The 25,254-nt window shown below is 69.4% G+C and carries 21 protein-coding genes; 6 read left to right on the top strand and 15 right to left on the bottom strand.

Features of this window, described 5'->3' with window-relative positions:
• The first annotated feature begins 111 nt into the window (after positions 1-111).
• The 3 genes from ACFPZ3_RS10755 to ACFPZ3_RS10745 all read left to right on the top strand — a co-directional run bounded on the left by ACFPZ3_RS10755 (position 112) and on the right by ACFPZ3_RS10745 (position 3,433).
• Positions 112-1,137, top strand: a complete 1,026-nt coding sequence (locus ACFPZ3_RS10755; RefSeq protein WP_379513853.1) for a phosphotransferase family protein — start codon at positions 112-114, stop codon at positions 1,135-1,137.
• A 26-nt stretch (positions 1,138-1,163) separates the two neighbouring features.
• Positions 1,164-1,916, top strand: coding sequence for an SDR family oxidoreductase (locus ACFPZ3_RS10750; RefSeq protein WP_379513852.1), 753 nt, complete (start codon positions 1,164-1,166; stop codon positions 1,914-1,916).
• A 206-nt stretch (positions 1,917-2,122) separates the two neighbouring features.
• Entirely contained in the window at positions 2,123-3,433 is a 1,311-nt protein-coding gene (locus ACFPZ3_RS10745) for a GH39 family glycosyl hydrolase (RefSeq protein ID WP_379513851.1), read from the top strand.
• Positions 3,434-3,484: 51 nt separating this feature from the next.
• Here ACFPZ3_RS10745 and ACFPZ3_RS10740 read toward each other — a convergent pair whose 3' ends face one another.
• From ACFPZ3_RS10740 to ACFPZ3_RS10670, 15 genes are all read right to left on the bottom strand, one after another.
• A complete protein-coding gene (locus ACFPZ3_RS10740) occupies positions 3,485-4,393 on the bottom strand; it encodes an RICIN domain-containing protein (protein ID WP_379513850.1) in 909 nt (302 codons plus the stop codon).
• Positions 4,394-4,497: 104 nt separating this feature from the next.
• Complete coding sequence (locus ACFPZ3_RS10735) at positions 4,498-5,829, bottom strand: acyltransferase family protein (RefSeq protein ID WP_379513849.1); 1,332 nt, start codon at positions 5,827-5,829, stop codon at positions 4,498-4,500.
• Positions 5,822-6,700 carry an alpha/beta hydrolase gene (locus ACFPZ3_RS10730; protein ID WP_379513848.1) on the bottom strand — a complete coding sequence of 293 codons (879 nt, stop codon included), beginning with the start codon at positions 6,698-6,700 and terminating at the stop codon, positions 5,822-5,824. Before ACFPZ3_RS10730 ends, ACFPZ3_RS10735 begins: the two co-directional genes overlap by 8 nt.
• Positions 6,701-6,793: 93 nt before the next feature.
• Positions 6,794-7,369 (bottom strand): GNAT family N-acetyltransferase, encoded by a 576-nt coding sequence (locus ACFPZ3_RS10725; protein ID WP_379513963.1) that lies wholly within the window; start codon positions 7,367-7,369, stop codon positions 6,794-6,796.
• Positions 7,305-8,630 carry a DUF418 domain-containing protein gene (locus ACFPZ3_RS10720; protein WP_379513847.1) on the bottom strand — a complete coding sequence of 442 codons (1,326 nt, stop codon included), beginning with the start codon at positions 8,628-8,630 and terminating at the stop codon, positions 7,305-7,307. Before ACFPZ3_RS10720 ends, ACFPZ3_RS10725 begins: the two co-directional genes overlap by 65 nt.
• Positions 8,631-8,672: 42 nt before the next feature.
• Positions 8,673-11,558, bottom strand: a complete 2,886-nt coding sequence (locus ACFPZ3_RS10715) for a hypothetical protein (protein ID WP_379513846.1) — start codon at positions 11,556-11,558, stop codon at positions 8,673-8,675.
• 89 nt (positions 11,559-11,647) lie between these two features.
• Positions 11,648-12,964: a lipopolysaccharide biosynthesis protein gene (locus ACFPZ3_RS10710; RefSeq protein WP_379513845.1), complete on the bottom strand. Its 1,317-nt coding sequence runs from the start codon at positions 12,962-12,964 to the stop codon at positions 11,648-11,650.
• On the bottom strand, positions 12,957-13,760 hold the full coding sequence (locus ACFPZ3_RS10705) for a polysaccharide deacetylase family protein (protein WP_379513844.1): 804 nt from the start codon (positions 13,758-13,760) through the stop codon (positions 12,957-12,959). Before ACFPZ3_RS10705 ends, ACFPZ3_RS10710 begins: the two co-directional genes overlap by 8 nt.
• Positions 13,757-14,698, bottom strand: a complete 942-nt coding sequence (locus ACFPZ3_RS10700) for a glycosyltransferase family 2 protein (protein ID WP_379513843.1) — start codon at positions 14,696-14,698, stop codon at positions 13,757-13,759. The genes ACFPZ3_RS10705 and ACFPZ3_RS10700 overlap by 4 nt, the downstream gene beginning before the upstream one ends.
• 11 nt (positions 14,699-14,709) lie before the next feature.
• Entirely contained in the window at positions 14,710-15,543 is an 834-nt protein-coding gene (locus ACFPZ3_RS10695) for a glycosyltransferase family 2 protein (RefSeq protein ID WP_379513842.1), read from the bottom strand.
• Between the two features lie 147 nt (positions 15,544-15,690).
• Positions 15,691-16,821 carry a GNAT family N-acetyltransferase gene (locus ACFPZ3_RS10690; RefSeq protein ID WP_379513841.1) on the bottom strand — a complete coding sequence of 377 codons (1,131 nt, stop codon included), beginning with the start codon at positions 16,819-16,821 and terminating at the stop codon, positions 15,691-15,693.
• Entirely contained in the window at positions 16,818-17,189 is a 372-nt protein-coding gene (locus tag ACFPZ3_RS10685; RefSeq protein WP_080045753.1) for a hypothetical protein, read from the bottom strand. Before ACFPZ3_RS10685 ends, ACFPZ3_RS10690 begins: the two co-directional genes overlap by 4 nt.
• Positions 17,190-17,454: 265 nt before the next feature.
• On the bottom strand, positions 17,455-19,032 hold the full coding sequence (locus ACFPZ3_RS10680) for an RNA polymerase sigma factor (protein WP_379513840.1): 1,578 nt from the start codon (positions 19,030-19,032) through the stop codon (positions 17,455-17,457).
• Between the two features lie 105 nt (positions 19,033-19,137).
• Entirely contained in the window at positions 19,138-20,820 is a 1,683-nt protein-coding gene (locus ACFPZ3_RS10675; RefSeq protein WP_379513839.1) for a substrate-binding domain-containing protein, read from the bottom strand.
• Positions 20,821-21,043: 223 nt separating this feature from the next.
• A complete protein-coding gene (locus ACFPZ3_RS10670) occupies positions 21,044-21,682 on the bottom strand; it encodes a cation diffusion facilitator family transporter (RefSeq protein WP_379513838.1) in 639 nt (212 codons plus the stop codon).
• Positions 21,683-21,823: 141 nt separating this feature from the next.
• Here ACFPZ3_RS10670 and ACFPZ3_RS10665 point away from each other — a divergent pair, with 141 nt between their 5' ends.
• The 3 genes from ACFPZ3_RS10665 to ACFPZ3_RS10655 all read left to right on the top strand — a co-directional run bounded on the left by ACFPZ3_RS10665 (position 21,824) and on the right by ACFPZ3_RS10655 (position 25,198).
• Entirely contained in the window at positions 21,824-22,597 is a 774-nt protein-coding gene (locus tag ACFPZ3_RS10665; RefSeq protein ID WP_379513837.1) for a DUF4184 family protein, read from the top strand.
• Positions 22,590-23,420, top strand: coding sequence for a TrmH family RNA methyltransferase (locus tag ACFPZ3_RS10660; RefSeq protein ID WP_379513836.1), 831 nt, complete (start codon positions 22,590-22,592; stop codon positions 23,418-23,420). The genes ACFPZ3_RS10665 and ACFPZ3_RS10660 overlap by 8 nt, the downstream gene beginning before the upstream one ends.
• A 140-nt stretch (positions 23,421-23,560) precedes the next feature.
• The gene (locus ACFPZ3_RS10655; protein WP_379513835.1) at positions 23,561-25,198 is read left to right on the top strand and encodes an alpha/beta hydrolase; all 1,638 of its coding nucleotides are present in this window, start codon (positions 23,561-23,563) and stop codon (positions 25,196-25,198) included.
• The last annotated feature ends 56 nt before the right edge of the window (positions 25,199-25,254 follow it).

Genomic DNA, 25,254 nt, shown 5'->3' with positions numbered 1-25,254 from the left:
GGGGTGTATTCCCAGGTTAAAGGATCTCGCCTCATGCCATAGCCGCAGGTCCGGAACGTTACAGAACTCCCAGCTAGTGCTCAGGACCGAGCGACGTTCTAGTGTGTGTTCATGACCGTACCTGGCATCGACCACCCCCACCTGGTCGCGTGGATGGGCAGGAACGTGCCCGACGCCGGCGAGCCCCGATCCGTCTCGCTGATCTCGGGTGGCAGGTCCAACCTCACCTACCTGGTCGAGACCGGGGAGCGCCGGATGGTGCTGCGCAGGCCCCCCCTCGGTCACGTGCTGCCCACCGCCCACGACATGCGCCGCGAGTGGCGGGTCATCTCGGCGCTCGCACCGACGCCCGTCCCGGTTCCCGAGGCTATCGCGTTCTGCGCCGACGAGGACGTGATCGGGGCGCCGTTCTATCTCATGGGATACGTGGACGGCACCGCCGTGCGCAACAGGGAGCAACTCGGCGACCCGGCGCCCGAGCAGACGCGGCGGCTGGCGGAGCGGCTGGCCGAGGTGCTGGCCGCCATCCACGCCGTGGACTACCGCGAGGTGGGCCTGGCGGACTTCGGCCGGCCGGAGGGATACATGGCCAGGCAGCTCGGCCGCTGGTGCCAGCAGTGGGAGCGGTCGAAGACGGCCGACCTGCCCGAGTACTACCGGCTGGTGGAGCGACTGCGGGAGCGGCTGCCCGCCGAGGCCGCGGGCACGCTCGTGCACGGGGACTACCGGCTGGACAACACGCTGCTGCGGCTCGGCGACCTGGAGATCGCGGCCGTGGTGGACTGGGAGATGTCGACGCTGGGGGATCCGCTGGCCGACCTGGGGCTCACGCTGACCTACTGGCACGATCTCGGGGCGGGGGAGCAGGACCGGGTCCCGGTGTCCGGTGACGTGACGGCGGCGCCGGGGTTCCTGAACGTCAGTGAGTTCGCCGGGCACTACGCCAAGGTGTCAGGTCGGGATATTTCAGACCTTGGGTTCTATGTGGCTTTCGGTAACTTCAAGCTCGCGGTCATCCTGGAGGGTATCCACGCCCGCTTCCAGCAGGGTAAGACCGTGGGAGAGGGATTCGACGGCATCGGATCCGCCGTGCCCACCTTGATCTCCCGCGCGCACCGCATGCTCGACCAGCACTGAACGCCTCGACCCCCGCAAGGAGCGTCATGAGCACTGTTGCACTGATCACTGGAGCGGCGAGCGGCATCGGGGCCGCCGTGGCCCGGCGCCTGTCGGCGGGCGGCGTCAAATGCGTTCTCGTCGACCGTGACGGCGAAGGGGTCGAGCGGCTGGCCAAGGAGGTGGAGGGCGCCTGGCTGGCCGCCGACGTCAGCACGCCCGAGGCCTCGCTGGAGGCGGTCGCGCTGGCCGAGCAGCGTTACGGGCGGCTCGACCTGGTGCACCTCAACGCCGGTGTCAGCGGGGGCGTGGACCTGGCGAACTTCGACCTGGACCGCTACCGCCAGGTGGTCGGGGTCAACATGGACGGCGTCGTCTTCGGCGTGCGGGCCAGCGTGCCGCTGCTCGTGCGCTCGGGCGGGGGCGGGATCGTGGTCACCTCCTCGCTGGCCGGGCTCGTCGCCTTCTCCGGCGACCCCGTCTACACCATGACCAAGCACGCCGTGGTCGGCCTGGTCAGGGCGCTGGCCGAGCCGCTGGCCGCCGACAACATCCGCATCGGGGCGGTCTGCCCCGGCTTCACCGACACGCCGCTGGTGGCCGCGGCGCGGGAGATGTTCGTCAACGCGGGCTTCCCTCTGCTCACGGCCGAGGACGTGGCCGCCGCCGTCGAATCCGCCTTCTACGCCGACACCTCGGGCACGCTCCTCATCGTGCAGCCGGGCAGGCAGCCGGTGCCCTACCGCTATGCCGGGGTGCCCGGTCCCGCGGGTGGTCAGCGGCCACCAAAGGTGGAATGACGGCAAGCGGCTTGCAAGCGGGACGATTAGCGTAATAAGGGCTGAGCTTCTGCTCAGCCCTTATTACGTTGCGAATCTTGTAGGTTCGTGAATCCCCCTGAACGTCTCGCGAGGATGAGGAGCCCCCAGTGATACCGACCGACGGCCGACACGCGCGCCGACGATCGTCATGGCCCATCGCAGTTGGAGCGGGCATCCTCGCGGTCGTGCTGGTGGCCGGCATCATGGTCTACGCGGCGCTCCGCACCAAGGAGCGGGGCGAGTTCAAGGGCAGTGACGTGGCCACGAAGGTGCCCACGGAGCCCGCGCCGAAGCTTGAGGAGCCGCCCGCACTCGCGAACTGGCCTCGCTGGGGCATCACGCACACCCAATACAGCGCGGACAACGAGCCGCAGCAGGTCGTGGATCAGGCCAGGGGCGTGCTCGGCCGGGTCCCGATGTTGCAGAACCAGCACATCATGGGCTGGGGCGTCGGCAACCCCGAGCCCAGCCCGGGGCAGTTCAACTTCCGTGACCTGGACCGGCGGCTGACGTTCGTGTCGTCGTCGCGGGGGGTGCCGGTGATCACGTTGTGCTGCGCGCCCGACTGGATGAAGGGCGGGCAGGCCGGGCGTACGGACTGGAACAAGAACCACACGGTCGCTCCCCAGAAGGAGCACTTCGACGACTTCGCCAACCTCGCGGCGCGGGTGGCCAAGCAGTACCCGACGGTCAAGCACTACATGGTGTGGAACGAGTTCAAGGGCTTCTGGGACCCGACGACCAACCGGTGGGACGCCGAGGCGTACACCGAGATGTACAACAAGGTCTACACGGCGCTGAAGAAGGTGAACAAGGACATCCAGGTCGGCGGGCCGTACGTGCCGATCGAGAGCAACGCGCGCAAGGAGCCCTCGGACCTGAGCGGGGCATGGGGCACGGTCGACCAGCGGGCTCTGGACGCCGTCAAATACTGGATCGAGAACAAGAAGGGCGCCGACTTCATCGTCGTGGACGGGGCCTCCATGACGAACGACAAGGGCAACGTGCCCAACGACTTCGCCGCCCAGGCCAAGTTCGGCGCCATCACCACGTGGTTGCGGCAGCAGAGCGACGACCTGCCGGTGTGGTGGGCCGAGTGGTACATCGAGCCTGAGAACTCCCAGTGGACCGAGGAGCGGCGCACGGCCGTGCAGGCGACCGCGCTGATGGAGTTCGCCAGGAGCGGGGTCACCACCGCCCTCTACTGGAATCCCCAGCTGAGGGGGAAGGGCGACTGCGCCGGCTGCCTGTGGGCGCCCAAGGTGGGCGGTGAACTGCCGATGGCGGGGCTGCTCAGCGGCTTCACCAAGTGGTTCCCCTCCGGGGTGCGCGTGCAGGAGGTGAAGTCCTCCGACCCGAAGGTCAAGGCGCTGGGGCAGGAGCGTCAGGTCGTGATGGTGAACACCTCCGACCGTGACGTCACGGCCACCGTGGACGGGCGGCAGGTCACGCTGACGCCGTACGAGATCAAGTGGTCGGGGCGCGGCGGCGCGTAGGCCTCTTGAGGGATCCCGCCCCCTTCGCCGGGGGCGGGATCGCGGCCGGCCTCAGACCTGGAACATGCTGAAGCTCTCCTGGGCCTGGATGTGCGGTCCGCCGTTCTTGGGGCAGACCGAGGCTGTCTTGTCGAGGTAGAACCACAGGCCGGTGCAGGAGATGCAGAAGGTCCACTCCGTCTGCACCTTCGCCGGCGGCATGTTGGACGGCAAAATGTAGGTGCCGCTCTGCGCATGACTGTGATCAGCGTGATCGACCGGGCACACGCCCAGAGAACCGAGCGAGTACATTCCCTTGCACTTGTCGCAGAATCGCCAGCCGGTGTCCCAGCCGGTGACTTCGGGATTGTTATTGCTCAGTGCGTAACGGCCGCTGTGGGAAACCGAGTGAGTGCCGTTGTCCTTGGGGCAGCGTGAGGTTGCCTGGGCGAGTCCGAAATGCAAAATGCTGCACTTCTCGCAGTAGCGCCAGTCGGGCTGCAGCCCGAAATTCGTCACCCATTTCTGGTGATCTTTGGCGCCGAGATTAAATGCGCCCAGTCGCAACGGGGCGAGCGTGCCCGCCGTCGGTTTCCCGGGTGGGATCTCCACGACCAGAGTTCCGTCACTGGCGGGCCTGAGCAGGCGGTAGGCGCCGGCGGCCTCCAGCGTGAACCGCTGGTTGCCAGCGTTGGCCCATGTTCCCAGCCGTAGCTGCGCGCCCACCCCGCTTCCCGCCACTTCGAGCACGAGGTTCGTGTTGCGCAGGCGTATGCGGTTGACCGCACTGCCGCTCGCCACGGGCTCCGCCGTGAATGACTGTTCGGGCCGTCCCGTCGGGGGCGCCAGATTGACCGGCGATCCCGGGTTGAACGCTCCCTGCACTTCCGCGACGTGTCCCGTGGAAAGGGACACCAGCAGGTTGAAAGGCTCGGCCGCCGCAGCGCCGAAATCCGTTCCTTCCGTGCTTTCGGAGGTCATCTTCCCTCCTCTCCCCAAAACATCGGGATGACGGTAGAACTCCCTCACTAAACACCCGGCCCCATCCGGGCGCAAGGCGGCGGGAGTGGAATTGTGTTTACCGTTCATTTTCGTTCGAGCCGATAAAACGCTTTCCCGGGACGGCGCCGCCGTTCGTGCCCGCGGAAGGCCGCCGCGCACGCCGCCAGCGCCAGCCCGAACACCGGCAGCCAGGCCACCCGGGCGAGCACCCAGCCGGCCGAGTCCGGGGCGGTGTGCAGGCCGGGGAGCGCCTGTCCGGCGAGCAGGCCGAGGGCGGTCACGGTGATCATGGCGGTCTGGTGCCAGAGGAAGATCGTGATCGCGCGCAGGTTGACCGCCGACACGGCGGCCCACGCCAGGGGGCGTCGCAGAGCCCGGCGCAGGGGGCCGAGCAGCAGCCGGGCCGCCCCGCACTGGGCCAGGCCGAAGGTGACGGCCGCGAGCGTGGGCGGGTCGAGGTTGGAGGTCTCGGCGCCCGGCACGCCCACCATCGCCGCCGGATAGCCGGCCCACAGGACCAGCCCGGCGGTGGCCGCGGCGCCGCCGAGCAGCAGCGCCCATCCCGTTCCGCGGCCCGGCATTCCGTTCCTGCCCCAGGTGAGGCCCAGACAGTACGGCACCAGCCAACCGGCCAGGACGTTCACCCAGCCGAGCCAGCCGAGCCAGCCGAGCCAGCCGAGCCAGCCGGGACCTCCGGGACCTCCGGGACCTCCGGGACCTCCGGGACCGCCCAGGCCGTACCGGAGGAGATCGACGAGCGCCACGGCGGCGAGCGGCCAGATCGGACGCAGCCGGGCCACCAGCGGGGTCGCCGCCGTCAGCGCCGTGAAGACCAGCAGGAACCACAGCGGGGACCACACGAGCTTGGCCAGCGTCCGCACGGTGTCCAGACCGACCCCACCGGCCAGCATCGCCACCGAGATCACCACCCACACCGCCGGCACGACGGCCACCGGCCGGAACAGCCGGGCCATCCGCCCGCCCAGCCAGGTCAGGTAGCCCTCGCCCGAGGCGGAGCGGCCCTCGCCCGAGGCGGAGCGGCCCTCGCCCGAGGCGGAGCGGCCCTCGCCCGAGGCGGAGCGGCCCTCGCCCGAGGCGGAGCGGCCCTCGCCCGAGGCGGCGTGGCTCTGGTCCGAGGCGGAGCGGCCTTCGCTCGACGTGGCGCGGCTTTTGCTCGACCCGGCACGGCCGCGCGCTGCCACCAGCCCGCCGACCAGGAAGAACACCGCCAGCGTCTGGAACAGCCAGGAGAGCGGGGTGAGCTGGGGGAATGCGCGCAGCGGGCTGGCCGTGCGCACGGTGCCGCTGTCGGTCACCAGGGCCGTCACCAGCCAGTGCCCGAGCACCACGCCGAGGATGGCCAGCGCGCGCAGCCCGTCCACCCCCCGGTCGCGCTCCCGGGAGGCGTCACTCATGGCCGGAGACGATCGCGGCGATGGCGCGCAGGGACAGGGAACCGGGTCTCAGGTAGTCGCTGTGGCCGCCGGCGCCCGCCGCGAAGACCCGGGCGCCGGACTCGATGGGGTCGAGGCCGAGCCCCACGGTGACGAAGGGGAGCCGGACCTGCGTGTGCGGCACGTTCGCGATCCAGTCGCCGGCGCCGCGGGCGGCCCAGACGGGGGCGGTGGTGCGGAGAGGGGCGGTGGTGCCGGTGCCGGGGGCGCCGTACAGGACGATGTTCGCCACGCCGCCCAGCCCGGGCGCGGCCCGCCCGCAGACGACCGCGCCGTAGGAGTGGCACAGGAGGGAGACCCTGGAGGCTCCCAGCTCCCGTACGAGGGCTTGGAGCGCGGGGGCGGCCTCATCGGCGCGGGCCGTGGTGAGGACGGCGGCGCTGAGCATGCTGGGCGGCTGGTAGCCGAGCCAGGCGACGACGGCCGCCTCGGCGCCCAGCTCCCGTCGCAGGGCCAGCGCGCCGGAGCGGAGCCGCCCGTACCTCTCGAGACCGGTGTCCGAGCCGGGCACGATGACGGCGACCCGCCCGGCCTTCGCCAGGTCGCCGAACACCTCTGCGGCCCGGCCACCGTCACGACCGTCGAAGGACAGGAAGCGCCGGGCGGGATCCGCCATCGCGCGCAACGCCCCCGCCCGCCGCGCCTGGCCGTACCCGGCCGCCATCCGCTCGGCCGCCCGGATGTTCTGGCGGACGACGGTGTATCGCGCCTCGGTCAGTCCCGCGGGCGGCCGGACCGGCGCGGGCGCCGGCACCTCCGCACTCGACAGCGGCGCGGCCACGGAGACGGCGAGGAGCGCGGGGAGCAGGGCACGGAGCGGGCGGGAGAACATGCGGCGAACCTACGAACGCCGCGTCGTCGTCCGCGTCCCACCAGAGAGTGGATCTCCGGCGTAGTCCTGAGGTACTACGCGGGGTACGGCGTCTCAGCCCAGCCCGAAGTGCGGCAGGCAGGGCTCCAGGCCGTGGATCTCCACCGGCACGGGGCTGGTGAAGTCAGGACGGTCGAGGCGGAGCCGGCGTTGTTCGGCGCGTTCCCCGCGTACCTCGTGGACCGACAGCCCGTTGAGGCGGTAGCCGAGCTTGCGGGAGACACTCAGCGAGGCCGGGTTGTCCAGGAAGGCGCTGGAGACGGCCGTCAGGGCGCCCAGCCCGGCGAAGGCCAGGTGCAGGACGGCCGCCCGCATCTCCGTGCCCAGCCCCTTGCCCTGGTGGGAGCGGCCGAGCCACGAGCCCGTGTGCACCTCGCGGGTGATCGCGAACTCGTGGGCCGACAGGTCCTGGACCCCGATCACCCGGCCCTCGTGGACGACGGCGAAGTTGCAGCACCACTCCTCGGCCCGCCACCGGGCGATGATCCCGAGCTGGTACAGGATGACGTTGCCGGGCAGGGCCTCGGCGGGCGCGTCGGTCCACGGCACGCCGAACGGCATCCGGTCAGGATCGTGAATGCCTTCCAAGGCTCGGTCGGCCAGCTCGTCGAGGTCGTCCAGAGTGGGCAGCCGCAGCTCCAGGCGGGGCGTGGTGAGGCGGAGGTTGAATACCGGCAGGTGGCGCATGGTGAGCCATTATCCCGGGCCGTCGCCAGTACGTCAGGAAGCGCAGCCACCACTCCACAGGCCCGTACCGGTGTCCTCTGAGCCACCACCGGCTGTAGAGGACCTGGGCGGTGAAGATGCCGAGCGCGATCAGCACCTCCAGCGGCGGGCTGACCCTGTCCACGAGCGCCAGCCCGTACCCGGTGAAGATCAGCGAGCAGATCAGCGACTGCGCCAGGTAGTTGGACAGCGCCATCCGCCCTGGGCCCGCCAGCGCCCGCCCCAGCCGCGGCAGGTACGGCAGCACCCGCAGGAACGTCGCCGCGTACGCCGCCGCCAGCAGCGGAGCCGTCAGCAGGTCCACCGCCTCGCCCCAGAACTTGTGCACCGCCCCGGTCCACGCGGCGTACGTGGCGAAGAGCGCGCCGCCCAGCCCCACCGTGAAGCCGGCCCACTGCAGCCTGCGCAGCGCCGGCGTGTGCGCCGAGATGTTCCGCAGGACGCCCATCTTGCCGACCGCCAGCCCGATCAGGCAGGCCGCCAGCACGGCCGGGCCCTGGAAGAAGACGCGCGCCACGATGATCAGCGACAACTTCCTGAGGTGCTCGGTGACGATCTGCCAGATCCCGCCGCCCAGCGCCGAGTTCGACGCGGCGGCCTGCGCGTGACCGTCCACGACGTGGCCCGACGCGTCCAGTCCGAGGCCGGCCAGCACCGCCAGCAGCACGAACCCCAGGGCCAGCATCGCCGTCAGCATGACGGCCAGCACCACCGCCGTCTTCGGCCGGATCCCGCGCAGGACCAGCAGGGCCAGCCCCACGGCCGCGTACGTGGTCAGGATGTCCCCGGGGAACAGCAGCACCGCGTGCGCCAGCCCGAGCAGGAACAACCCCGCCAGCCGGCGCAGGAACATCGGCACGAACGCCAGCCCCCGCCGCTTCGCCGAGTCGACCTGCAGCGTGAAGCTGTAGCCGAACAGGAACGAGAACAGCAGGTAGAACTTGTTCTCCAGGAACAGCGTCACGACCCACCGCACGCCCCAGTCCAGGGACGAGTCGAACCCGGGCTCCGCCATCCCGGCCATCCGGTAACCGGAGGCCAGGAAGGCGATGTTCACGATGAGGATGCCGAGCAGCGAGAAACCCCGTAAGGCATCGACGGAAGCGATCCTCGCGGCTGCGAGTCGTACGTCCGTCCTGACGGGATGTGTCTCCTGTGTCCTCATCGGAGAGCATCATCCCGCAAAACCTGAGTGTTTCCTGTGAATTCAGTTATTTTGTGCGATATAGATGAAACGCTCGATGATCACTGCTAGGGCGACCACGAAGGCCGGTATCGCCAGGAACAGCAGGCGTTTGCGGGCTCTCGGCGCCCGGTTCGGACCGTTCAGCCGGATGATTTCGTAGCCGAAGAGTGCGACCCATGTCACACCCAGCGCGGCGATGCCGACCGGTGTCCAGGGAGTCGTGGGGTCGCCGCGGCCCTTGTACTCGTTCGGTTCGGGGATCTCGGTCCCTCTGACGAACTTCTTCCAGGTGTAGAGCGCCGCGTCGTCGTTGGAGAGCACCCGTTTCAGGTCGGGCGACTTGTCCAGCGCCGCACGGAACCTCTCCCCCCAGTCCGCCGGATAGCCCTCGTTGAGCTGCAGATAGCTCACCTGGCCGCGGCTCACCATCAGGTACGAGTTCCGCGGCTGCTCCTTCAGCGCCTGCACCGAGTCCTTGATGACCGAGGGATCCTTGTGGACCAGGGCCTGCGTGGCGAAGTTGACCAGTTCGACGTCCCGCTCGCCCCATGGCAGCGTCGGCGTGACCTCAGGTCCCACCTTGGGCACCAGGTAGAGCACCCTGGCGCTGGGCTTGTCGTGGTTGTAGACGTAGTGCAGGGCGGCCACCTCGCCGGTGTCGACCCGCTCGAACTTCTCGTTGCCGTATCTGGCCAGCAGGAACGCCATCGCGAACATCACCGCGAAGCACGCCGCCAGCACCAGGGAGATCTTCCTGGTCAGCTCGGGGTTGAAGCGCACGTTCCGCTTGCGCAGCGGCACGGTCTCCTCGCGTACGTCCGCGCTGTCGGCGGGCATGTTCGGGAAGAACGCGTACGCCGCCAGCAGGCAGGCCCCGGGCAGCGCGAACATGTAGATCCGCAGCCCGATCTCGCCACCGTAGCTCTGCAGCCCCAGCGCCAGCACCGGAACGCAGAGCAGGATCAGCGCCGACCGGTCGAACACCCCGCGCCGCAGCCGCCTGAACAGCCCGGCCGCCGCGCAGCCCAGGATCACCGCGAGGATGCCCAGCCGGGCCTGCAGCACCATGGCGTGCGCGGGGTCGCTGCCCTCGATGCGGTCGCCGGTGTTGCTGCGCAGGTTCGCCAGGATGTTGCCCAGGCCGCCGAAGATCGTGTCGATCTGGCTGGCCCAGAAGCCCACCGTCATGTAGCTGATCCAGGCCAGCACGATCAGCCCGAAGAAGAACGGCAGCGCCCAGGTCAGCGTGGTCCGCTTGAAGATCAGGAACGCGGTCACCACGCCGAGCATCATGAACGGCGTGATCTGGTGCGAGGCCACCGCCGCCACGAACAGGGCCACCAGCATCATCAGCATCAGCAGCTTGTCGGCCCTGAACGTGCCGGTGTTGGCCAGCTCGCCCGGCGTCATCGCATCCAGCTTGCCGATCAGCCGGCGCAGGCCCTTGGGCGGGATCGGCTTCGTACGCGACTCGACCCGCCCGAACCATCGCAACAGGATCGCCACGAACGCCAGATAAAGGGCGAAAGTGAACCCTTGGGGCGAGAAGTAGTCCTGCCCGATCCACTGCACCAGCACGAACAGCAGCGCCGCGAACCACCGCGCCCGCGTCGTCGCCACCACCTGGCGCAGGATCAGCACGAACGGAAGCAGGTAGAGCAGGTTCGACAGGAGCGGCGTCCACTGCAGGATCGTCGTCATGTCGCTGATGCCCGCGGCCTTCGTCACGAACGCGAACAACGCGAAGAAGCCCGGCCAGCCCATGCGGGCGTCGATGTTGATCGCGGTCTCGCCGGTCCTGCCGATGAACTCCACGAAACCGGCGTGGATGTACGCGGTGGGGAAGCGCGGCTCCTCGGCCACCAGCGCGCCCGCGCCGTGCAGGGCGAAGGTGATGGCGGCGATCTGGAACAGCAGCAGGAACTTGCGGTCGCTTCTCTGGGTGACCGTGACGAAGAACGACACGATCATGATCAGGATGGCGACGAACGCCGTCGTCGGAAGCGCCGAGATCAGCCCCAGGCCGTCGATGTCGGCCGGGTTCACGCCGCGCAGGGGCCCCGGGGGGACCTTGAGGGCGAGGATGTACATGGCCAGGCCCTCAAGGACCAGCAGCAGCGGCAGCCACTTGGGCGCGCTCGCGATCAGCGCTCCCGCGCGGGCCCGCAGGGTGCGCGGCTTGGCCGGACCCCGCTGGAGCGGCGCCTGGAGCTGCTGGGGCGGGCCTTGGGGCGGGGCTTGGGACGGGCCTTGAGACAGGGCTTGGGGCGGGCCTTGGGGCGGGCCTTGGGACGGGGCTTGGGGCGGGGCCCCCGCCGGACTCTGCGACGGCGCGCCGACGCCTGGAGCGGTGGAGGGCTGGACGAGATCCGCGAGACTGTGCGCCCCTGGCCCCGGCTGCCCCCGCCCGGCCGGTCCTCCCGCGGGCGGCCTTCCGGTGGGAGGCGCTCCGGCCGGAGGCGCCCCCATGCCGAGTCGCGGACCGCCGCCTGGGTGGGGACGGTTGCCGGACTGCTGACCGGGGCCGAACTGGGGCCCGCTGACAGGCCCTGGCTGGGGTCCGCTGCCGGGTTGCGGGCGTACGCCCGCCGGCGCCCCACCAGCCCCATGGGTCCCAGCGGCGCTCTGTGGCCCGCTGGGCGGCTGTGGGCGCGGTCCGGGCTTGGCAGACGGGGCCGGGGGCTCTTCGTCCTCCTGTACGGGCGTGGGCACCGTCCCGGTCTCATCCGCCGTGGGCGGGTGCCCGATGTGCAGAGGCCCGGGAAGCCGGAAGGCCGTGGTCCTCTCGGCGCCCTCCCCGGTGGCGCCCTCGGAAGGCTCCTCAGCCGAAGCGGCCTTCTCGCCCGAGGGCGGAGGGTCGAACGTCAGCTTGGGGATGACTCCCGTAGCTTCCGGATCGAAGGGCACGTCTGACTCCTCCTTGTCCCCGCGCGCATCCGAGGAGCCGGTGATCCCCGTTGGCCTGCCATCGCCGTCCCGTTGACTCACGTTGACCATCATGCGGCCCCGGACGACCCCTGGGTGACAGTCGGCCTACCGGTTTCGCCAAATTTGAGAATTTTGCGTAGATTTCCAAAGATCAAAAGTGCGACAAGTACCTCGCTGAAGAGCAATCCGTACCCCACCGCGTTCACCCCGAAATAGGGGAAGAGCGTCACGGTGGACACCAGCACCAGCACGGCCAGCCCGATCTGGACGAACGCCAGCATCCGAGCCTTGCTCTGCGCCCGCAGCGCGCTCAGATAGACCTCGATGAGTACCCGCGGCAGCACGGCCAGCGCCATCAGCCGGAGCAGCGTCGTGCCCTCCTCCGCGAAGTCGGAGCCGAAGATGCGCAGGATCAGCGGCGCCCCGACGATCGCCACGACGATGATCGGAGTGACGATCATGAAGGCCCGCCGCAACGCCTGCCGGCACTTCACGGCCAGCTTGGCGCGCTCCAAAGAGCTCTCGACGGTCAGCGACACCGCCATGTTCATGGCCAGCAGCTCGATCATGCTGGCCAGCGTGTGCGCCATCGAGAAGCGCCCGAACGTGGCCTCGCCCACCTGCGTGGCGATCACCACGGGCACCAGGTAGACGATCGCCAGGATCGACAGCGTCCCGGGGAAGTCGCCCGCCAGGAACCTGCCGATCTCGCGCAGCTTGGGCGGCTCCGCGACCACGGGGGCCTGCTTGAGGTGGCGGGGGACCACCACGCCGAAGATCAGCCAGTTGACCGGGATCAGCGCGAGCGCGGTCGGGATCACCCACGAGACGAAGACCCCGCCGGTCGGCAGCGCCTGGTACAGGGCGAACAGCAGCCCCATCTTGACCAGGCCGAAGACCAGGTTGTTCAGGGGCACGAAGGTGGCCCTGCGCAACCCGGTCAGCACCACGTCCTGCAGCGTGAACACGGCCCACACGACCACGGAGGCCAAGAAGAACAGCCCCGGCCCGAACCCGGACAGGACCGAGTACGTCTTGCCCCACAGCGGCAGCGTCAGCAGGAAGCCGAGCGCCGCGACCCCGCCCGTGGCGGCGGCCAGGCCGTACCCGCGCAGGATGAGCTCGGGTGTGCGGCGGCCCGCCACCGGCAGGAACCTGGCCAGCGCGCCCACGAAACCGAGCGCGGTCAGCGACGCGAACAGCCGCATCGCCGTGATCACGGCCTGCCCGCGGCCGAACTCCTCCGGCGTGTAGAAGTGCGCGGCCAGCAGCCAGTAGCCCATGCCGAGCACGCCGGTGACCACGGTGTTCGTCATGAGCGCGTAGCCCTGGCGGAACAGGGGGTTGCGGAGATCTATGAGGACTTTCGCCCAGATTTTAGACATTGCCGCGCACCCGCTGCAGCCCGTACCTCGTCCTGCGCACGACCGCGTATCCCTTGGTGAGGATGCGCTCGCGCAGGTAGATGAGGGGTACGGCGTTGCCTTCGACGGCGCGCTTGAACATGCTGATGGTCGTGCCCTTGCCGACCGTCAGCCGGGGGATGGCGAGCATGTCGTGACGATCGGCGGCGATCGTGTTGCTCACGGCGCAGGCCGCGAAATATCCGGCCCTGCGCACTTCCCGGCGTACGCGGGCGCTGGAGTACCCGTAGGGGTAGGCCATGGTGGCGACCGGCGCGCCGATCTTCTCCTCCAGCAGGCCCTTGTTCTTGCGCAGCTCCTGCCGCAACTCCTCGGTGCGGAGCTGGTCGAGCTGGGGATGGCTGTGGCTGTGGCCGCCGATCTCGATGCCGGTCTGGGCGGCCTCGCGGGCCTGGCCCCAGGACAACATGCCGTCCAGCGGCCGGCCCGCGGCGTCCTTGCCGGCGTCGGAGACCCAGCCGCTGGTCAGGAAGACCGTGGCCGGGAAGTTGTAGCGGTCGAGCAGCGGCAGCGCGTGGCTGTGGAAGTCGGCGTAGCCGTCGTCGAAGGTCACCACGATCGGCTTGTCGGGCACCGAGCGGCCGTTGTTCTTGTTGAGCGAGGCCACCAGATCGCCCAGCGTGAGCGGCGTGAAACCGCTCTCCGACAGGTACGCCAGCTGCTCGGCCAGGTCGGAGGGCCGCACCGCGTGCGGGCGGGTCTCCTCGTTGGGGTCGTCGGTGACCGAGTGGTACATCAGGATCGGTACGCGGATCATGAGCGTGCCACCTTCAACCGTACGGAACCGACGACGTAACCCCAGGTCGTCCAGGCCAGCCCGACCACGATCGCGGCGGCGCGGCCGAGCCCGCCCACGTCGCCCCTGACAGCCTCCCCGACCCCGCGCAGCGCGCCGAGCGGCAGCGTCTTGATCGCGTGCGCCCGCTCGCTGGACAAGCCGTCCTGGGTGCCGACCTCCCGCGTCACCAGGGCCTTCGACAGCCCTTCCGCGTAGCACCTGGACCTGAAGTAGGCGAACCGCTCGCGGACACGGGACACCTTGTGCCCGATCACCGCGCGCGGTTCGAACAGCATGACCGAGCCCGGCCTGCGCTGCGAGAGCCTGATGCAGAACTCGGTCTCCTCGCAGCCCAGGGGGCGCGACTTGCGTCCCTGCACGCTGCGCCCGATGCCGCTGTGGAAACCGCCCACCTCGGACACGGCGTCGCGCAGGAAGGCGGCGTTGCCGCCCATGACGTTGCGGATCGGCGCACGCACCGCGGGCATGCCGCGGTAGGAGCAGCCGACCGTCCAGTCGAACTCGTACGGGAACCAGCGCGGCCGCGTGCCCGACGCCCACAGGGGTTCGGTACGGCCGCCGACGCCCACCACGCCGGGTTCCTGGAAGCCCTCCTCCAAAGCCTCCAGCCACCCGGCATCGGCGACGGCGTCGTCGTCGAGGAACGCGACAATCTCACCGTTGGCCGTGGCCACGCCGGTGTTCTTGCCACCGGACAACCCCTGCTCGTGCGTGTTCTCCACCACAATGGCCTGTGGATATTCGTGCTTGAGCTTGAGGTGCAGGTCCGGGTTGTAGTCGACCACCAGGATCAGCTCGTGTGCCGGGCGTGTCTGGTTCTCGACCGACTCGACTGCCTGCCTGATGTCCTCCCACCGTTCGTCGGTGTAGACGCAGATGACAACAGACGTGTTCACTAGGTTCCTTTTTAAGCGACGCCTCGGTCAGCGGCGGGAGTGGCGGCGGGCTCAGGCTGAGGTTGAGTGGGCTGGCGACGCCACTCCTTCAGGATGGTCTTGAGCACGCGGAAACCATCTCGTACGACGTGAAGATTGCTCTCGCCGTGGATGCGGTTGCGTTCGTGACTGGGCACCTCGTGCACCTTCAACCCGGCCTTCGCGGCGCGCACGTTCATCAGCGTCTCCACCTCGAAGCCGTCGCAGTCGAGGTCGAGCACGTCCAAGTGGCGCGCCCAGAAGGCGTTGTAGCCGTAGCACAGGTCGGTATAGGAGGTGCGGTACATCACGTTGACGATGCCGGTCAGCACCTTGTTGCCGAGCCGCCGGTTGACCGTCAGGTCGTCGCTGCCGCCACCTGAGGCGTAGCGCGAACCCTTGACGAAGTCGGCGCCCGTCACGAGGGCCCCGACGAAGTTGATGATCTCGTGGCCGTCGGTCGAGCCGTCGGCGTCGATCATCACGATGATGTCGCTGGTGCACGCGGCGAAACCGGCGGACAGGGCGTCGCCCTTGCCCTTCCCGGTCTGCGTCACGACTTTCACGTTGGGCCGCAGCCGCCTGGCCACGGCCACCGTGTCGTCGATGGAGTTGCCGTCGACGAGCACGATCTCATCGACCCACTGCGGGATGGTGGCGAAGACGTGCGGCAGGTTCTCCGCCTCGTTCATCGCCGGCACGACCACGCTGACCGTCGGAGAGATCGCCAGGTGCGGCGTGACCGGCGTGAAGCTGGAGGGCGGCGGCATCGAACGAAGGGGCGAGGTGTGGGCCTTGCCGTTGTGCTTGGTTATCTCGGGACTCATGGCGAGGGAAATCCTTCCGGGACCCCGCGCTGCGGCCCGTACGGAACCACCCCCGGGTGCTGCGGGAATGGCGAAGCCTGCGAACGGTGCATCGAAGGGTCCTGTGGAGTGAGGGTGTTGTGCTGGCCGGGGGGTATCGGGAGCGTTCTAGCGTGCTCCCGTAGGTTCCTGACTTACTGCGTTGGGTGACTCTTGCTGTTGCATCGAGCTGCGCACCCGACCGAAGCCCTTGAGCACACGGTCGGCCGCTCTATAGAGAGACGGTCGATCCATGACAATTGTTCGGGCTTTGTTGAAAGGAGTTCGGCCCATCCAGTGAACCGCCGCCGTCGGGGACGGTCTCGAGATGCGCCCTTCGGCGACGTACAGGACCCCGCTCTTCAGCCAGTCTTTGTACTCCTTGCCGCCCTTGCCCATGTCCACCATGTGCAGACCGGCGTTCGCCGCGGCCTCGGCCATCTGGAGATGGTGGACGATGCCCGGCGAGTATCGGGCGAACTCGGTGTCGTAGGCGGGGAACCACCCTACAAGCGTGGTCGCCGTACGGAGGCCGAAATGCCCGGCCACCGGCACGTCCCCGGCATAAAGCATGGTCAGGACACCCGCGAAGTCCGATGAGTTCTCGGCATGCATCATGTCCGTCAATTCGACGATCCACGGCTGCGCGAACCTGTCCACCCGGCCAGTTCTCCGATACTGGTCGGACTTCCACGCCAGCAAGGTGCGCAGCACCTCGGGATCGGGCGTGGACCACTCGAAGCGCAGATCGCCATGCTCCCGGCCGAGCTTGCGCTCCTTGTAGCGAACGGTCTTGAGGTTCTTCGGCGAGTTGGCCTTGACCTGCTCGATCCAGGCCTCGAAGCCGGCGGTGAAATCCATCACCGGCGCCGGCCGGACGTCGGCCTCATAGGGCGCGAACGTGGGCTGCCCCGCCACCAGGTGATCGAAGTCGAACACACTGAGCTTGCAGGCGCGCAGGAGAGCCTTCGCGTCGAGCTCAAGGTCCGGGATCGAGATCAAACCGTGACACGTAGTGAGGAAGCCACCGAGTGGCTTGCCGATGCCGAAACTGTGTCGTTCGTACGGGAAGAATCCCGCGATGCGGCCCCCCTCGGAGATGACCGCCACTCTCACGTAGTCGCGCAGGCGATCCATCGCCACGGCGAACTCGACCGACAGGAACGGGTTGTCCAGACTCGGATCGGCCTTCTGCAGTTCCCGCCATCGCGCCCGCTCGGAGTCTCCGAGCTCCCTCGGCCGAACTACCTGGATGTTCACCTTGCCCTGGCCCCCTGTTCGGTCTGCATGCTCTTCCCCCGGTACAACACCCGAAGCACGTACATGAACCCACCGAGCACGGCGACCGTCGCGACACCGGCTCGGGGCGACCACGCGTTGAACAGCAGCATGGCCTCGGCGAGGAGCACATTCAGTACGAGACTTGCGGCGGCTCCTACTGATAGTGCGGCAAGGGGGTCACGATCACGCAACAGTCCCACCACTGCCGCCCCTGGAACCACCAGAAGGAACAAGGAGATCAGGAACGGCCGCAGCGGCGTCTCGATATCGAACAGCGCGATGACCGCTCCCGCTATGCAGGCGAGCGCGACCAGCCAGGCCAGCGCTCTGCGGTGCTGCTTGAGCATCTCCTGTATCTCTCCTGCTTCTTCTGGTTAAGCGCGTTTCGATCGCAGTTCATGGGACCAATCCGCGCTTGGACACGTCAATGCCGACGCTTGGCGACGCGCTCCGGTTTACCGGCAGGCCGAGATTTCTCATGTGACATTCAACACACGGTCAAGTGTTCGCCGGTCCCGCTGCGGTCCCCAAGCACACCAGGATGCCCTATGTGACCATGCATCTTCGAGTCAGGGTCCGATTTATCACCGTTTGTCTGCCAAATCTGTGGATCTACTGTGAGTTGGCGGTTGATTTATCCACTCCAGCGTCCAGCGGCTCGCTAGTCGAAGACACCGCCGATTCGGTTTCGGGCGTTTCGGGCGCCGCGGTGGGGTCGTCGGTGGCCGTGGGCTCCTCTGTCGGGGGCTCGGGGGTGCTGGTGCCCTCGCCGTGCCAGGTCATCGAGCAGGTGGCGGTGCCGCCGTTGGAGGTGAAGGCGACGCGGCCGCTGCCGGAGCCGTTCGGGTCGGTGATCGTCACCCAGATCGACGCGGAGGCGCCGGCCCTGATCGACCCGCTCGCGGGGGACACCTCCAGCCCCTGCGAGGCCGTGGCGACCCAGGAGACCGCTGCGTTGCGGGCGCTGAGCCGGATCTTCGCCGTGTCCCAGCTGCCCTGCGGGCAGGAGGCGCCGAGCCGGGCATCGGGCGCCTGCCTGCGGCGGGTCGGCGCGGGCCTGCTGGCCGGCCGCGAGGCGGCCGGCCGCGCGCCCGGCGTGGCCTTCGGCGAGGGGGTGCGGCTCCCGGTCGGGGTGGGCGTCGGTTCAGGAGCCGGGCTCTCCTCCTCGGGGACCTCCGTGAACGGGTTTTCGGTCGGCGAGGGGGAGGGGACCGGTCGCAGCGCGGTGACCTCGGAGGCGTCGCGCCCGTTGATCACGACCATGGCGCCGGTCGCCGTCAGCAGGCACGCGCCCGCCAGCAGGAGCGGCCCCACGCGGCGCGGCCGGCGCCGGCGCGATCGGCGTTCGGCCGGCAGGGGGAAGCCGGTGCGGTCGAGGTCGTCCCCGCGATCGGTGATCAGGACGCGGGTCTGGTCCAGCTCGGGGCTGACGCACGTGTCGATCACCCGGCGGCGCAACGAGATCGCCGGGTACGCCACCGGCACCATGTCCAGGAGCCGCTCCGCCGAGACCTGCCGGTGCCGCCCCTCGGTGCACACCTCGCACCCGCTGATGTGCCCCGACAGCCGCCGCCGCAGCAGCGGGGTGAGCGGTCCCTCCCAGGAGTCCACCATCGCCGACAGGTCGGGGCAGTGCGCCCGGCCCGTCCTGGCCAGCAGCACGGCCGCGGCGGCGTTCTCCAACTGGTCGCGGGCCCGGCCCAGCCTGGCCGCCGACTGCCGGGAGGTCAGCCCGAGCACCGCGCCGACCTCAGGCGGGGTCAGGCCGTGGCGCAGCGACAGCTCCAGCACCTCGCGCTGGCCCCTGCTCAGCTCGCCCAGCGTCTCGTGGACCAGCTCGGCCAGCTCGGGGTCGTCCTGCTCGTCGAGGTCCGGCAGCGGCAGGCCGCCGGTGGGGGTGCCGGAGCGGCGGGCCAGCCGGGCGCGTACCTGGAACCTGGTCAGCGCGTACAGCCAGGCGCGCATCCTGGCCGGCTCCCTGAGCCGGTCCACGCACCCCTGCGCGGTGACCAGCGCGTCGTGCACGGCGTCGGCGGCCACATCGCGCTCTCTGGCGAGTAAGTACGCGTAGTCGTGCAGCCGCTCGGCGTAGGAGTCGTAGAGCTTGGCGGGAGCATCGGTGTCCGCCCGCCGCAGAGCCTCGACCAGCTCCTGATCGGCGCCGCGATCGACCGTCGGCCATCCAGGCACGGATTTCCTCCCCGCGGGTAAGACAGGCACTCAAGCCCCACGCGGAGAGGACGCCCCCTCGATCGTCCAGGTTCGCCCGTCATGCCCAACGAGCATGCTTATGGATTAGCCGTCGCAGTTCGGGGTGCAGAGGCGGCGCTCCATGCCCTGCAGGAAGAAGTCGCGGACCTGCAGGATGTTCTCGGCGATGTACGCCTCGCCGCCGGTGGCCTTGGCCAGGGCCTCCATCTGCTGCTTGCCCTTCTTGGCGTCGGGGCCGAAGGCGATGAGCAGGATGGTGAGCGGCCGCTTCGGGTTGTAGGTCTTCTTCAGGAACTGCAGCAGCTCGGCGTTCTTGACGCCGCCGTCAGGATCGTCGTTGCCCGCGCCGTCCGTGAGGATCAGCAGGGTGTTGACCTTGTCCTCCTGGAACGACTTGGTGAGCTGCGTGTACGCCGCCTTGACCGTGTCGTTCAGCCCGGTGTCGCCGGTGGCCTTGGCCTGGGTCTGGGAGAACGACTTGACCAGCATGTCCTTGCGGAGCTGCCCGTCGATCGACTCGGTGAGCGGCCCGACGGACACGTTCTCCTTCCAGTCCTTGCCTTTTCCGTCCAGATGTGTGGAGAACGTCCACAACCCCATGTCGGAGCTGGGCGGGAAGAGCCCCAGGCCCTCAGTGGCGATCTTGTTGATGGCCTGCATGCGGGTCATGTTCGTGCCAGGCACGGGCAGCGCCATCGTGCCGGAGACGTCGAGCAGGGTGAGCAGACGGGTGCCGAGGTTCAGCCGGGTCCAGGTCTGCACCATGCGCGTCACGGTCGCGCCGTCCGGCGGGTCGAGCGCCACCGGCGTCTCGGGGATGAAGCCCTTGTCCTCCGACAGCGCGTCGCCCGCCTTGCCGTCCGCGCTGCGGAAGCCCGCGGCCCGCAACACCTTCTGGGCGTGCTCGGTGGCCAGGTCCTGCTTGAAGTCCGCCGCGGCCTTCAGCACGCCGGGATCCTTGGTCAGGATCGTGACGGGGTAGTCGAGGCTGAGCGTGCCCTCCTTGGGGTAGAGGGCGACCACCGGCGCCTCGGGCTTCTTCGTGTTGTGCGTGTAGATGGCCTGCTCGGAGGCGACGCCGATCGGCACCCGGCTGCCGGACTTGACGGTGAGGCTGGCCAGCAGCGCCGTCGGGTCGGAGGCGAGCTGGCCCGACAGCTCCTTGAGCGCGCCCACCAGCTCCGTGTCCTGCTTGGCCTCCCTGGCCGTGCCGGCCGCGGCCAGCAGCGCCGCCAGGCCGGCGGAGTTCTTCTGCGGGTCGAGGGCGAGGACACGTACCTTCTTGCCCGGGCCGTCCACGTTCGCCACGTTCGCCGCCGAGATCATGGCGGTCCAGCTCGGCTGGAGCGTCCCCGACAACTTCGCCGCGGCGGACTTGGCCGCCGCCAGCACCACCGGGGAGGTCGCGATCGACCCCTCCACCTGCGGCAGCGCATCGGCCCCCGCGAGGCCGCGCATGCTCTCCATGAGCAGGCTGGAGTCGGCCACCCAGAAGTCGGCGGTGGCCTTGCCCGCCGCTAACGCGTTCGCGGTCCTGGCCGCCGCCTCCTTGGCCACCGTCACCTCGACGCACTTGCTGTCGATCGAGTGCATGGCCTTGTTGTAGTTGCCGGCGATCTTGTTGAGCGCGGGCTGGATGTCGGGGGCCGCGACGACGCGCAGCGGCAGCTTGCCGCCCGAGCAGTCGTGGTCGCGGGTGAAGATCACGAACGCGGCGACACCAAGGAGCACGGCCAGGGCCACGGCCCCGGCCAGTGGTACGAGCACCCTGCCGCGGCCATTTCTGGACCGCTTGCGCGAAGGGGGTTCGTTGGCTGTGTATCCGCCGTCGAGCTCGTCTGTGCGGTGTCGCCCCACGATGTCCTCTTAGGTTTCTCGAGACCTGCCGGAGACCCTAGCGGGAGATACTCCGCAATACCCGGGAACGATACTCGGTGCGGTATGTGTGGCAAAACAGCCCTTTTGGTGCAGCGATTACCCAGTGTGGTGGTCAATGGCAGCAAGCGTGACCACTCCAGGCGCGCTTTCCCTCCCGTACCGCGACCACCGCCAGTGCCACCGCCACGAACGGATCCACCCACCACCACCCCAGGGTGTTGAGCCACAGCCCGGCCAGCACGCCCGCCGCCATGGCCGCGCAGATGAGATTCTGGGCACCCTCGCCCGAGGTCGCCGCCGAGGCCAGCCGCCTGCCCAGCCGCTGCTTGGCCAGGCCCAGCACCGGCATGCTGACCAGGCTGAACGCCGTCACCACGATCCCCAGCACGCTCGGCACGGCCCGATGTCCCGCCTCCAGGTCGTACGCGACGTGGACGACGAGGTAGGGCGCCAGCAGCCAGAAGCTCACCGCCACCGCCCGGCGCGCGGTGGTCTCGGCGCTCGGGGACAACGTGCGGGCGCCGGTGAAGCGCCACACCACGATCAGGCTGGCCGCCGCCTCCACGATCGCCGACAGGCCCCAGCCGATGAGCGCCACGGAATGCGCGGCCAGACCGGCGGCCAGACCGAGCGTGCTCTCCACGCCCAGCCAGAGCAGCGTGGCCACGGAGAGCGAACGCGCCGAGCGCGCGGCGCGCAACCATTCGGCTGACGCGGCCGGATGCTCATGAATCCGCTGATCAGGCACCATGAACCCCCGAACTCCCGGCTATCCGGCCGTCGACAGCGATGTGTACCGTACCCGCTACCGTGCGTGACCTCGAATCCCGGTAGCAAAGGATGGTCAAGCTTCGGCCGCATAATGAGCGTTGATCAACCGGGGGGAGATCTCATGCCGTTCACGCCCAGCCACATCGCCGCGATCGTGCCGCTCATCGGATCGTCGCGCCACCTGCGCAGGTTCCTCGACCCCTGGGCCCTGGCGATGGGCTCGATGGTGCCCGACCTGCCGATCTTTCTGCCGTTCCTGCCCGACTACAGCGACTGGCACTCCTGGACCGGCGTGGTCACGATCGACCCGCTGGCCGTCCTGATCCTGCTGCCGTTCTTCCACCTGGTGCTGCGCGACCCCCTGATCGCCCTCCTCCCGCCCTCCCTCGCGGGCCGCGCCGCCCTGTTGACCCCCGGCCGCCTCCGGATCCTCCCCATCGCTCTGGGAGCCGTCGTGGGCGCCGCCACCCACGTCGCGTGGGACTCCTTCACCCACTCCACCGGTCCCGCGCTCTGGGGCGCCTGGTTGTCGGTCTCCGTCTTCGGCGTGATCAGGCTCTTCCGCCTCCTGCAGTACGCCTCCTCCTTGATCGGCCTGGCCGTGGTGGTGTGGTGGGGCTGGCGCGGGTTGTCCAGGATGACCGCGGCCCCCGTTCCCTCGCACCTGCGCAGTTCCCCGCGCCTGCGCCGCGCCGCTCTGTCCGCCGCCGCCGTGGGCGTCCTGGCCGGCGCCCTCCTGTGGCCCCTCGTGGACGAGCCCAACCCGAAGTTCGGCATCGCCAGCCTGATCACCAAGACCGGCGCGGGCACGGTGATCGGCCTGTGCCTGGTCCTGGCCTGCTACGCGGTCGTCTGGCAGGTCAGGCGGCGCATGGCAGTATCGGAAGGTGCTTGACTACGTAACCGACGCCGACGACCCCCGCCTCTCCGACTACACCCGGCTGCGGGACGTGGAGTTGCGCAAGAGCCTCGAAGCCGAGCGCGGCCTCTTCCTGGCCGAGGGCGAGAAGGTGATCAGGCGGGCCATCGGCGCCGGCTACCCGATCCGCTCGGTCCTGACCACGCCTCGCTGGCTGACGGACCTGGAGGACGTCCTGGGGGACGCGACGGTCTACGTGGCGAGCGAGGAGATCATGTCGGGGATCGCCGGCTTCCCGGTCCACCGCGGCGCCCTGGCCTCCATGGAACGCCTCCCGCTGCCCGCCGTGGAGACCCTGCTGAAGGGCGCCTCCCGCCGCCTCCTGGTCCTGGAGGACCTGGTCGACCACGCCAACGTCGGGGCCATCTTCAGGTCGGCCGCCGCGCTCGGAGTCGACGGGATCATCCTGTCGCCCCGGTGCGCCGACCCGCTGTACCGGCGGGCGGTGAAGGTCGCCATGGGCGCGGTCTTCTCGATCCCGTACGCGCGCATGGACGACTGGTTCGAGGGGCTTTCGCAGTTGCGGGAGGCGGGCTACCAGACGCTGGCCCTGACACCGGATCAAACGACCACACCTCTGGACATTGTCAAGACGGCGGACCGGGTGGCACTGCTGCTCGGCTCCGAGGGGGATGGACTGTCCTCCCATTGGCTGGAGGAGGCCGATGAGACGGTGTGCATCCCGATGAGCGCGGCGGCGATGGCGGCGGGTGTGGACTCGCTGAACGTGGTGGCCGCGGCGGCGATCGCCTGTCACGGCTTGATGCGGTCCGCGGAGCCGCCCTCTGAGCAGGGCTGACCACATGGCTTCTGCCTCATGTTCGTTCGGCGACAGCCACAGGCCGTCGGCGAGCATACGACTCAAGTCGTATGCGGGCCGGCGAACGCTCGCTTCTGGGTTGATACGCGGCGGGCGGTCCGGCTCCTAGCGTCGACCGCGTGATCGATACCGCCACGCTGGTCGGCGAACGCGGCCTCTTCCGCCTCGCGTTCCTTCTCGTCATCGTCAGCAGCCTCGGACTGTCCACGACGCTGCACTTCCCCGAGGTGCTGCTCGGCCCGCGCTCGTTCGCGGCCACACTCGCCACCGACAACCCGGTCGGCGTCGCCCTGAGCCTGTCCAGCCTGCTGGCCTGCGGCATCGTGCTCGTGGTCCTCTCGCGCCGGGCGGACACCGCTCGCGTGCGTTCGCTCGGTACCGCCGCGGGGGCGTGCTGGGGAACGAGCGCGATCCTCGGACTGCTCTTGATGCCGCTCTGGGCGAACGACGTCGCCGCCTGGGTGCCCGTTCTCTCCTGGACGGCCTTCGCCGGCGCGGCCATCGCCGCCCCGTTGCTGCTGGCGGGCTGGACGATGGCCATCGCCCACCGGGACGGCCGCGTGCTCGCTCTGCTCGGTGCGGCCGGCCTGCTGCTGACCGCCGCGCGTTCGTCGCTGTGGGCGTTGAACGCGGCACTCCCGCCAGAGCGCGGCTTCCACCTCACCTCGGCGATCCTGACCGTCGCCGTGCTGCTCACGTTCCCCCTCTGGGCGGCGTGGCTCGCCCGCAGGGGTACGACCCGGCGGCTGGCCTCTGTGGTGCTGACGCCGATCCTCGTGATCGGGTACGCCGCCACCACGATCGGCCTGGCACCAGCGCCCCACGGCAATGGTGCGCCGGCGGTGCCGAGCGTCACCGGGTCGGTCTTCTACCTGGTGACGATGGCCGTCCCCGCCCTCATGCCACTGCCGACGAATGAGACGGAATTGCGAGCCGATCGGGAGCGTGATCTGGCCACCCGGCCCGAGCTCCCAGCCGGCGCGACGATGGAGCGGATCGACGCGGGCGGCGTCCCGTCCGAACGGATCTGCGCCGGCGACGCCTCCGCCGAGCGGATGATCCTCTATCTCCCCGGCGGCGGTTTCATCGAGATGGCCGGGAACGGGCCTCGTCGGTTCGCCGCGGCGATCTCGCGAGGGACCGGCGCGTGCGTGCTGCTGGCGCACTACCGCCTGGCGCCCGAACATCCCTATCCAGCGGCCATGCAGGATGGCGTACGCGCCTACCACTGGCTCCGCCGACAGGGCATCGCTGCGTCACGCCTCGCGATCGTGGGCGACTCCGCGGGTGGCAACCTCGCCTTGACGACCGCGCTCTCCCTCCGCGGGAGCCGTGATGCGCTGCCGGCCGCGCTCGTGTCACTCTCGGGCGTGACCGACTTCACGCTACGGGGTGAGACGTTCGGCACGCTTTCCGATCGCGACCCGGTTCTGACACAGGGCACCCGCGAACTCACGTTCGACAGCTACACCCGCAACGGCACGATCGACCTGCGCGACCCGCTGCTGTCGCCGCTGTACGCGGATCTCGCCGGGCTTCCGCCGACGCTGTTGCTGGTCGGCAGCCAAGAGGTCCTGCTCAGCGACGTGACCCGGCTTGGCGATCGGATGCGCGCGGCGGGTGTGCCGGGGCAGACGCAAGTCTGGCCGGGCATGCTGCACGCGTGGCCGCTCGTGGCGGAGGAGGCGCCGGAGAGCAGAATGGCGATCTCGCAGATCGCCGAGTTCGTCTCGCGGAGCTGGGCGACCGTACGATGATTTCCATGCCGGCTCGGTGGCAGCGTGGGTGGCCTGTCGTGGTCTTCTGGGCTGTG

This window comes from Nonomuraea insulae (assembly GCF_042656245.1).
Note: the sequence above shows the minus strand (reverse complement) of the source record. Positions and strands in the feature narration are given on the sequence as shown.